4 protein-coding genes are annotated in these 10,561 nt (G+C 60.1%); 3 read left to right on the forward strand and 1 reads right to left on the reverse strand.

Translation table 11 applies throughout. The features are described from left to right. Window positions 1-39 precede the first annotated feature (39 nt). Window positions 40-1,434 (forward strand): alpha/beta fold hydrolase, encoded by a 1,395-nt coding sequence (locus tag LHW45_08580; GenBank protein MCB5285628.1) that lies wholly within the window; start codon window positions 40-42, stop codon window positions 1,432-1,434. Between the two features lie 3 nt (window positions 1,435-1,437). Here LHW45_08580 and LHW45_08585 read toward each other — a convergent pair whose 3' ends face one another. After that, a complete protein-coding gene (locus tag LHW45_08585) occupies window positions 1,438-1,893 on the reverse strand; it encodes a GNAT family N-acetyltransferase (protein MCB5285629.1) in 456 nt (151 codons plus the stop codon). Between the two features lie 329 nt (window positions 1,894-2,222). Here LHW45_08585 and LHW45_08590 point away from each other — a divergent pair, with 329 nt between their 5' ends. Together LHW45_08590 and LHW45_08595 are read left to right on the forward strand one after the other, a co-directional pair. Next, window positions 2,223-8,207 (forward strand): C25 family cysteine peptidase, encoded by a 5,985-nt coding sequence (locus LHW45_08590; GenBank protein ID MCB5285630.1) that lies wholly within the window; start codon window positions 2,223-2,225, stop codon window positions 8,205-8,207. A gap of 1 nt (window position 8,208) precedes the next feature. After that, window positions 8,209-10,044 carry a carboxypeptidase regulatory-like domain-containing protein gene (locus tag LHW45_08595; GenBank protein MCB5285631.1) on the forward strand — a complete coding sequence of 612 codons (1,836 nt, stop codon included), beginning with the start codon at window positions 8,209-8,211 and terminating at the stop codon, window positions 10,042-10,044. Window positions 10,045-10,561: the final 517 nt, after the last annotated feature.

The raw sequence follows: 10,561 nt of genomic DNA on the forward strand, positions 1-10,561 counted from the left end.
AATTAGGACAGAAATTTGGATCCAAACAGGGAGATCAAGATGAGAAGATTTGTAATCCTGCTGTTGGCGCTGGCCGCTGTGGCCGGCCTCGCGGCCACGGACATCACCGGCACCTGGAACGGAATGCTGGACGCGGGCGGGCAGAAGCTCCGCATCGTTTTTCACATCAGCGCCACGGAAGAGGGGCTGAGCGCGACCCTCGACAGCCCGGACCAGGGCGCCTTCGGCCTGCCTGTGGCCGGGGCCGTATTCACCGATCCCCGCTTGGAGCTGGTGCTGGACGCACCTCCGATCACCTATTCGGGGGAATTGAAGGATGGCATGATAGTTGGAACCTTCAGGCAATCAGGTTTTTCCGCCCCGCTTGACCTGCAGCGTGAAACCCTGCCCAAGCCTGTTTACATCAGGCCGCAGGAGCCCAAAGAGCCATATGGCTACAGGATCGAGGAAGTGCTCTTCACCAATCCGGAAGCGGGGATAGAACTGGCCGGAACGCTCACCCTGCCGCAGACTGAGAGAGTTTTCCCGGTGGTGGTGATGATCAGCGGCAGCGGCGCCCAGAACCGGGATGAAGAATTGATGGGGCACAAACCCTTTTGGGTGATCGCCGACCACCTTACCCGCAACGGGATCGCGGTGCTGGGCTACGATGACCGCGGCGTGGGCGGTTCCGGCGGAGACGCCTCCACCGGCACCACCTTCGATTTTGCCTCCGACGCCCTCAGCGCGGTGCGCTATTTGAAAACCCGACCGGAATTCAACCAAATCGGCCTCGTGGGGCACAGCGAAGGCGGGATCATTGCCCCCATCGCCGCCTCCCAATCTGAAGACATTGATTTCATCGTGCTGCTGGCCGGGACGGGCATCCGCGGCGACAAGCTGCTGTTGGCCCAGGAAAAGCTGATCTACCAAGCCTCCGGCATGCAGGAAGAGGAGATCAACCAGATCCTGGAAGTGAATGCCGCGGCTTTCGGACTGGCCCTCTACACGCAGGACCTGGATAGCTTCAAAACAGAACTTGGCAACTATCTGAAGGAAAAGATGGATGACGGCTCGATCGAGATCCCGGCAGGCATGACCTACGATGAACTCTATAAATTGCAGATGGACAGCATGACCAATCCCTGGATGTACGAATTCATCAGGCTGGATCCCGCCCAGTGGTTGAGCAAAGTCACCTGCCCTGTGCTCGCTTTGAATGGCAGCAAAGACCTGCAGGTGCCAGCCAAATACAATTTCCCCGCGATCAGCGAAGCGCTGGAAGAAGCGGGAAACAACGATTATACCTTGCGCAAATACCCCGGCCTGAACCACCTTTTCCAAGAATGCGAGACCGGGCATCCGGACGAATACGCCAAGATCGAACAGACCTTCGCGCCCACCGTGCTGGAGGAAATGACCACCTGGATCAAGGCCAGGACTCTCCCGGAATAACGCTCAGTTCAAGTCCAGCCAGTAGATGCGGCCGCGTTCGCCGAAAAGGTTGTAGCCGTCCTCCATCCTGACCCAGCCGTATTTTTCGTAGTAAGCGGCGTGGTCGGTGTTGAGGTACAGCCTGCCGTAGCCCATTTTACCGGCTTCCCGAGCGCCGTGTTCCAGCAGGGTGGCGCCCAGGGCCCGCCCCCGATACTCAGGCTCAACATAAAGGCAGGCCAGCCAGGGCCAGAGGTCTTGCCGGCTGATCAGATCGTTGGTGAGCAACGCGCAGCAGCCGGCCACCCGCGCTCCCTCCAGCAACAGATAAAAACGGGGCAGGGCTTTTTCCGTGAGGGATGAATGCAGCACGGCGTCGAGATAGAAAGCCAGGTTCTGGGGACGGCCCCAGATGCCGTGAATGTAACCGGCCGCAGCCTCCAGGCCGGGCTGGTGATCGCGAACGTTGATTATCTTCATGAAATCCTTTCCTGGTGCCGCCTGGGCTCTGATCCGGACTGGCGGCAAGATCTGCGGTGGAGATTCAGCCCTTCTCCCAGATCCGTCAAGCTAATTCTGCAGAAACTTTGCCGGACATTACCAGGCAAAATCAGGATGGAGTGATGAAGCCTCACGGATGCGACACAACCACCATTGTTTTCATCGTGATGCAGGCATGTCATTTAATAGTTGACAAATATCGCGCTTGGGATTGCTTGCGCGAATCAGTCTCCTTGGCTGTTTGGCTGGCCTTGCAGCCGCTGTGGCTGAATAAATCTTTGAATCAAACCAGGATATAGGAGTACCTTATGCATCAAGAGTTCAAAGGCAAGGTGTTGCTGCTGATAGCGCTCACCTTGGCCTTCGCCTTGGCCCTGTCTGCCCAGACCCGGCAGCTGGACCTCTCCTCCTCAGCCAACCAGGCCGTGCTGAAAAACAACAGCGACCTAGGTTTCGACGTCAACTTCAGCGTTGGCGAACTCAAGATCACAGAAGTCCAGACCAAGGAAGGCACTTTCGACGAGCTTTCCATCGAAGGCTGGGGCTTCAGCAACGCCGTGGGCGAGCCCAAGCTGCCCCTGCTGCGCAGGACCATCGCCGTTCCCCTGGGCGCGGAGGTCCGCCTCACCCTCAATTCCCAATCCGCGCGGGAACTGGATGCCACCGCCAACAAACTGCAAAACCGCATCATCCCCGCCCAGGAGCCCGTCTCCAAATCCGCCGATCCGGCCACCCTGCCCTTCATCATCAAGTCCGATCTCTACGGCCGGGACGAATTCAACTCCCGCGACTGGGTGCAGGTTTCGGATCTGGGCATCATGCGCGGAGTGCGGGTTTTCGCCCTGGATTTTTATCCCGTGCGCTACAACCCCGTCTCCAACAGCATCCGGGTGATGGAAAACCTGGATGTGCGGGTGGATTTTGTCAATCCGGACCTTCTGGGAACGGCCGATCTGCTGGCCAGGACAGCCTCCTGGGAGTTTGACCAGCTCTACGGCAAGACCTTCTTCAATTGGGACGCGGACACCCGCACCGATCTGCTGCGCCATCCCACCAAGATGGTCATCCTTTGCCCGGTTGGCTACACCAGTAACATCCAGACTTATGTGGACTGGAAGACCCAGCAGGGCTTTGCGGTGAGCGTGGTAACCGTCGGCAGCGGCGGGGCCGTGGCCAACACCACCACCGCCATCATCAGCTACATGCAAAACCTGTGGAACAGCGCCACCCCGGAAAATCCGGCGCCCACCTATCTGCTGATCATCGGCGACGAATCCGGCACCATCACCGTGGCCACCAATTCCGGTGAAACTTCCGGCCACGTCACCGACCTCACCTACGTGCGCCTTAGCGGCTCCGACTACATGCCGGAAATGTACCACGGCCGCTTCTCGGTGTCCAATACCACAGAACTGGCCAACGTCATCAACAAGACCATCACCTTTGAAAAGACCCAGATGCCCGACCTCAGCTATTTGGGCAAGACGGTGCTCATTGCCGGCGTGGATTCCGGCTTTGCCCCCACCCACGGCAACGGTGCCCTCAATTACGGCACCACCGAATATTTCAACGCCGCCCACGGCATCACCTCCAACACCTATCTCTATCCCGCCTCCGGCAGCAGTGACGCGCAGATCATTGCCAACGCCAACGAAGGCCGCGGCTACATCAACTACACTGCCCACGGCAGCCAGACCTCTTGGGCAGACCCCACCTTCTCCGTTTCCGACGTGAACGCGATGACCAACTCCGGCAAATACGGCTTGATGGTTGGCAACTGTTGCATCACCAACGAGTTCGACTACTCCAGCCCCTGCTTCGGCGAAGCCATCATCCGCAAAGCCGATGGCGGCGGAGTGGCCTACATCGGCGGCATCAACAGCACCTACTGGGATGAGGACTACTACTGGGCGGTGGGTTACAAAACACCCATCAACGGTTCCGCCCCGGCTTACAGCGCTTCCTCCCTAGGCGCTTACGACGCCATGTTCCACACCCACGGCGAAGCCTATTCCGACTGGGCCACCACTACCGGCGAAACCATCTACGCCGGTAACATGGCCGTGCAGCAAAGCGGCAGCTCGCGCACGAACTATTACTGGGAAATTTACCACGTGATGGGCGACCCCTCCCTGATGCCCTACTTTGGCGTTCCCACCGCCAACCCAGCCTCCCATCCCACCCAGATCATGATCGGCAACACCAGCTACGCCATCACCGGCGCCGCCCCTTACACCAGGATCGGCCTTTCCATGAATGGCGTGATCTACGGCACCGGCATCACCGACGCCAGCGGCAACCTGACCCTGACCATCAGCCCCTTCACCACTGCCGGAACCGCCAAACTGGTGCTCACCGCTCAGAACCGGATCACCAAGATAGTGGACATCCCCGTGGTGGCCGCCGAAGGCCCCTACATGGCGGTGGACACAGTGGTGTTTGACGACGCCAACAATGACGCTCCGGACTACAACGAGAGCGGCTATCTGGATGTGACCTTTGAAAACGTGGGCGTGGACCCCGCCACCAGCGTGAGCGCGGTGCTGAGCTGCGCCACCCCCGGCGTGACGATCACCGATGCCAACCACACCATATCCAGCCTGGCCGCCGGCGCTTCCGTTCTGGCCGACAACGCCTACGCCATCTCCATTGCCAACAACGTCGCTAACGGAACCGTGGCCAACTTCACCATCACCATGACCATGAGCGGCGAAAGCCCCTGGACCCACAACTTCACCCTGACCCTGAACGCGCCGGCCCTCAACTTCGGCGCCATGACGGTCTCCGACCCCACCGGCAACAACAACGGACGCCTGGACCCGGGCGAAACAGTGACCATCAACATACCGCTTCATAACACCGGTGGCGCCACCTCCCCCGCTGGAACCGCCACCATGAGCTGCGCAGTGACAGGCATCACGGTCAACACCGGCAGCGCCAACTTCAGCGCCATTGCCGCGGCCGGCTCCGCCAACCTCAGCTTCTCGCTCACCGCCGACGCCGGCATGGCCATCGGCACCGTGGTAAGCCTGAACTTTGCCGCCACCGCCGGCCAATACAGCGCCAGCAAGGTGGAAAACACCGCCGTGGGCCTCATTATCGAGGATTTCAGCACCGGCAGCTTCAGCTCCTATCCCTGGATCATGGGCGGCACTGCTCCCTGGACCATCGATAACACAACTTATTACAGCGCGGGCTACAGCGCCAAGAGCGGTACCATCACCCACAGCCAGTCCAGCACCATGGAGACAACCCGGATCCTCTCAACCTCGGGCGACCTCAGCTTCTGGTACAAGGTCTCCTCCGAAAGTGGATACGACTATCTGAAGTTCTATGTGGATGGAACCCAGCAAGGCCAATGGTCCGGCGAAGTGGATTGGACCCAGGCCAGCTACACACTGGCCGCCGGCACCCGCGTGCTGAAATGGGAATACATGAAGGACGGCAGCGTGGACAGCGGTTCCAACTGCGCCTGGGTGGACGACATCATCTTCCCCGCCTCCACCACCCCCAGCAACTTCTATCCGCCGCAAAACCTCAGCGCCGCGCCCGGCAACGGCTATGTGAACCTCACGTGGCAAACCCCGCTCACCGGCACCCCCACCAGCTACCGGATCTACCGCGACGGCAGCCTGCTGACCACGGTCACCGGGCTCACTTACACCGACAACGCGGTGGTGAACGAAACCACCTATTCATATTACTTGATCGCGGTTTACAGCGGCGGCGTGTCCGATCCCACCGATACGGTGCAGGCCACTCCCTCCGCGATAGTGCCCACCGAAGTCATCATCGGCACCGGGACCACATCTAACGGCACCACCACCGCCTGCCCCGTGAACCAGTACTACCGCAGCCTGCACGGACAATCGGTCTACACCGCGGGTGAACTGAACGCTGCCGGTGTGATCGGCCCCATCAACATCACCCAGATCGGATTCAACATCACCGGACTTCCGGCCCAGGCGATGCCAAACTTTGTGGTCCGCATGGGACATACGACCGCCACTGATGCAGCCAACTGGATCTCCACCGGACTCACCCAGGTCTGGAGCAGCGCTTCCTATCTGCCCACAACGACAGGCTGGAACATGTACACCCTCTCCACCCCCTTCCTCTGGAACGGAACGGACAACCTCTTGGTGGACACCGGCTTTGGCCTGATCGCATCCTACAATCAAAGTGGCACCACAGAGTATTCTACCGTAACCAACGGCTATCGCTACAACCGCAGCGATTCAGCAGACCAGACCGCTGTCTTCACCGGTGGTTCCACTTCCACCAACCGTCCCAACCTAAAGCTGGCCCTGCTGCCCAATGAGGAAGGCCCCATGATCGTGGTCAACCCCGGCACCCTCGCCTATGGCGATGTGGCCGTGGGCGGCACTGACGTGAAGACCTTCACCATCACCAACGGCGGCGACCAGACCCTCACCGGCACCATCACCACCCCCGCCGGTTACAGCGTGGCCGAGGCGGCCAGGTCCGCCACTGCCACTTCCGGCAAGGTCAGCCGCAACAGCCTGGGCTTCAGCGTGAACGCCGGCGCCAGCAAGACCTACAACCTTACTTTCGCGCCCACCTCCGCCACCGCCTACAACGGCAATGTGGCGATCGCCAACAACTCCAACAACAACACCAGCGTCAACCTCGCCCTCACCGGCACGGGCTACATCCCAGCCACGATTGACATCGACAACGACGCCCTCTACGCCAACCTGCAGGTGGAAACAGAAGGCACGGATAGCTTCACCATCACCAACACCGGCAGCCAGCCCCTCACCTACAGCATCAGCATGGAAGAGCTGCTCGCCCAGGCCAACCGCCAGCCGCAGGCCGCCTCTGATGCAGACAAGAGCATAGCCGGCAGCACTCTCACTCTGGATGCCACGAATTACCTGCCCGGCACCACGGTGGACTGGACCTTCACTGTCACCAACGCCAGCACGGACAACGAGTGGATCAAAGACGTGATCATCAGCTTCCCCGCTGGGGTTACCGTCAACAGCGCCACCACCTTCGTGGGCGGCGACGGTGGCGACCTGACCCCGGACGTGACCAGCGGCAGCGGCGTGACCGTCACTTGGCACGGCGAAGGTTCCAGCGGCTGGGGCGTGATCTACGGAAACGGCGATTCCGCCAGCGCCACGGTCAATGTGACCATCGGTACCGGCTTGGGCGGCGACCTCACTCTGCCCTGGATCCTGAACGGTGATATCTACGGTTCAGAACCCCACACCCTCGACGGCTCCATCGTGCTGGCCGAGGACCTGCCTCCCATCGCCTGGCTGAGCGTGCAGCCCCACAGCGGCAGCATCGCCGCCGGACAGAGCGCCACCATCACGGCCTACTTCTCCGCCGTCGGCATGGCGGTGGGCAGCTACGAAGCCATGCTCACCATCCATTCCAACGATCCGGTGAACCCTAGCCTGGATGTAAGCGCCACCATGGACGTTTGGGACAACGGCAACCACGCTCCCCAGATAATTCTGCCGGCCAGCTTTGCGTTTGACCGCAACGGCAGCCTGACAGCGGACTTCAGTTCCTATGTCTCCGACGAGGACCTCGATCCCCTCACCCTGGGCTACAGCGGCAACACCAACATCCTTGTGGCCATAAACGGACTGAGCGTCACCTTCACCGCCGCCCAGAACTGGACCGGCACCGAGACCGTCACCTTCTCCGTCTATGACGGCTACACCTACGCCTACGACAGCGTCCAGGTGACCGTCAACGAAGTGGCCGGACCCGGCTGGGAAGCTGTGCTCTATCCCAATTCCGCCACCCTCCACGGCATCGTGACCATCTACGGTGTGGCCGGCGAACTCAACGACGTGGTCGGAGCCTTTGTGGGAACCGAATGCCGCGGCGTGGCCGATGTGGTGATGAACGGCGCCAATGCCTATGTAACCATCGTGGTGAACCTGGCTTCCGACGGCGAGGAGATCAGCTTCAAGATCTACGACTATAGCGCCAACCTGGCCTACGACGCCCTCGAAACCTACAGCCTCGGCTACAACGACGTGATCGGCAGCACCGAAACCCCCGTTCCCGTCAGCGTGAGCGAGATCACCGAGCTCGACACTCCCGTGATCACAGCCATCGCCAAGGTTAGCGGCGGCTTCCGGATCGCTTGGAACGAGGTGGACAACGCCGATATCTACGAGGTCTGGCGCGCCACTGATCCCTACGGGACCTACGAACAGGTAGGCTTCAACGTCAACGCGCTGCTGTTCGACGACCTGACCGAACTGCCCATGGCCTTCTACTACATTAAAGCGGTAAAGAACTAAGATGAAAAACACATTCATAGCGATCATGCTGTTCCTGCTCTGTCTGCCCCTCGTGGCAGGAGAGTGGACCCAGTATTACTTCCGGTTCGAACTCACCGACAAAGCCCAGTTGCCAGACATCACCAAGATCGTCTCCATCGACAACGTTAAAGGCAACTGGGTCTATGCCTACGCGAACGATTCTGAGTGGGCGGAATTCGGCAAGCTGGGCCTCAAAACCCAGCTTCTGCCAGCCCCGTCCAGCGAATTCCCGGTGGTGATGAGCTCCAGCGCCAGCGAAGCCAAGGACTGGGACACCTACCCCACCTACAGTGCCTACGTGGCGATGATGAACGGCTTTGCCAGCAGCTACCCCAACCTCTGCCAGATCATCAACGTGGGCACCACCGTGAACGGCCGCGCCATCCTGGTGGCCAAGATCTCGGACAACGTGGCCAGCGAGGAAAAGGAACCCGAAGTGCTGCTCACCAGCACCATCCACGGCGATGAGACCACCGGCTGGATCCTGATGCTGCGCCTCATCGACACCCTGCTCAGCCAGTACGGGACTGACCCCCGCCTGGCCAATATCGTGAACTCCATGGAGCTGTACATCGGGCCCAACACCAATCCCGACGGGACCTACTACGGCGGCGACAACACCGTCGCCAGCGCCCGGCGCTACAACGCCAACGGGATCGACCTCAACCGCAACTACCCGGACTACGACGGCAGCCTGAACGAAGGCGCCATCCAGCCTGAAACCCAGGCCCTGATGGACTTTGCCAACGCCCACAGCTTCGTGTTCGGCATCAACTACCACGGCGGCGCGGAAGTGGTGAACTATCCCTGGGACTACACCTACACCCTGCATCCGGACGATGCCTGGTTCATCTCCTCCAGCCTGGTTTACGCCTCCAACGCCCAGGCCAACGGCCCCAGCGGCTACTTCACCAGCGTGAGCTCCAACGGCATCACCAACGGCGCCGACTGGTACGTGATCGCCGGCGGACGCCAGGATTGGATGAACTACACCCGCAACGGCCGCGAGGTCACCATCGAATGTTCAAATACCAAGCTGCCAGCCGCCTCCACCATGCCCAACTACTGGAACTACAACTACGAGGCCATGCTCAGCTATCTGGAGCAGTCGCTATACGGCATCCACGGCACCGTGGTGGACGCTTACGGCAATCCCCTGTCAGCCACCATCAACATCTCCGGCTACGACAACACCTACTCCATCGTGGAAACGGACGCCAGCCACGGGGATTTCTACCGCTACCTCCAGCCCGGGACTTACACCCTCACCGTCACCACCCCCGGCTACGATCCCCAAACCCTGCAGGTGACCGTCTCCGCCAATGCCATGACCCCCATCACCGTGGTCTTCGGCGAACTGCCTCTGGAGATCAGCCTCACTGCCGGCTGGAACCTCATCAGCCTGAACCAGGTGCCCGCCTCCTACGCGGTGGCCGATGTCTTCGACGGCGTGACAGGGCTCATCCAGGTGAAAAGCGAGGCCCTCAGCCACATGCCCTCCATGGCCGCGCATTTCAACACCCTGGAAGATCTGGCCGTGAACGGCGGTTACTGGGTGAACCTGTCTTCCCCGGCCACTCTCACCGTGAGCGGGACTCAGGTGGACGCCTCCGCCACGCCGATCAGCCTCAAGGCCGGCTGGAACCTGGTGGCCTACCTGCCCGCGGCGGCCAAACCCACCGCCACTGCCCTGGCCTCCATCTCCTCTTATCTGCAGGAGGTGAACCACCTGGGCGCCAGCCCCACAAACATGGAGCCCGGCAAAGGATACTGGATCAAGGTCTCGCAGGCCTGCACCCTCACCTATCCGGATTGATCTGAACATATAAAACCACACGGGGATGGAGCGCCAGCTTCATCCCCTTTTTTGTACACGCGATGCCTATCCTGGAGTCCTGCGAGCATGGACCACAGGAATTGTTTGCCTGGCCCTGGCTGTCGTCGATGTTCATACTTCGCTCAACGCCAGCTTTTCCCCTACTGCCCAATTCGTGCCAATTTGTGTAATTCGTGGCCAAACACTCTTTAATGTGATCCGCCGACAAACGATTTGCGGTTGACAGCTTTCCGCCTGATAAAGATGCTGCTTCCCAGCGCGGCACGGCGATAATAAATGCGCCGCCGCCAAGGGAGAAATGATGGCCAAACCAGATCACGTCTTCTTTGTGAACGCCTTCACGGATGCCTGGCACAAAGGCAACACCGCGGGTAGCGTCTCAAAGGTTGGTGTAAAATAGGTAACGGCAGATGAAGAAAAAGGTTGAGCCAGATCCCGCTCTTTGTTTTGATGGTTTTGACAAAACTAACAGACAAGGAGACGATCATGACTCAAC

Source organism: Candidatus Cloacimonadota bacterium (assembly GCA_020532085.1).
Lineage (GTDB): Bacteria > Cloacimonadota > Cloacimonadia > Cloacimonadales > Cloacimonadaceae > Syntrophosphaera.